The 1,011-nt window shown below is 58.5% G+C and carries 1 pseudogene; it reads left to right on the forward strand.

From position 1 onward, the window contains the following. A pseudogene (locus tag CHB97_RS26600) lies at positions 1 to 710 on the forward strand (heme utilization protein); the annotation flags it as partial. Positions 711 to 1,011: the final 301 nt, after the last annotated feature.

Genomic DNA, 1,011 nt, shown 5'->3' on the forward strand with positions numbered 1-1,011 from the left:
GCCTCACCACCGATCAGACGGCGGCCCTGACCTCCGACCAGCTTGGTGCGCTGACGACGACGCAGATCCGGGGTCTTGAGACCGCTGACTTTGCGACCCTGACCTCGACCCAGCTGTCAGGCCTGATCGCCACGCAGATGCCGGGTCTGACGACGGCCCAGCTGAATGCACTGACGACGACGGCGTTGGTTTCGCTGAGTACTGATCAGCTGGTAGGTTTGACCTCCACCCTGGTGGCTGGCTTTAGCACAACTCAGGTAGAGTCGTTGACGGCCACTCAGATCTCTGGCTTCACCGCCACCCAGATCCGTGGGTTCGAGACAACCGACCTCGCTGTTCTGTCCACAACGCAGATCGCTGGTCTCTCCACGACGCAGATCGTCGCCTTGACCACCTCTCAGATCCGTGGGCTCGGCACGACAGCTGTCGAAGGCTTGTCGACCGACCAGCTGGCGGCATTGACTTCCACGCAAATAGTTTCGTTCAACACGACCCAGTTCACCACATTGACGTCAACGCAGGTTGCCGGGTTGACGACGACGCAGGCACGCGCCCTGACCTCGGTTCAGATCGCCGCCTTCACCACGGACCAGATTGGTGGTTTGGAGACGACGGATATCGCCGCGATGACGGATACACAGGTTCGGGCATTCAGTTCCGCCCAAATTGGTGCAATGTCGTCCGATCAGGTGAATGCGCTGTTTGTCTAAGCCGTTCCCGATGATCGGTCTGGATGACTGATCATCGATTATCCTGACCCTTAAGGGGGGGGCACCGTTTCGGCGGTGCCCCTTTTTTATTCCAACATTGATCAGCGCAGAGCGGAAGCTTCGTTGCTGACCTGCTCCCCTAGAGCATCGCGCGTGAAAGCGGAATCGAAGGATTCCCTTTAAGGTCTGGATGTGATTCATCTTATTCGGAGGTGGATCATGGGCAAGGCTTATTCAGAAGATCTTCGGGAACGCGTTGAAGCGCGGATAGCGTCGGGACATTCCCGGCGTGATGCGGCGC

Origin of the sequence: Azospirillum sp. RU38E, from assembly GCF_900188385.1 — a bacterium.
GTDB lineage: Bacteria > Pseudomonadota > Alphaproteobacteria > Azospirillales > Azospirillaceae > Niveispirillum.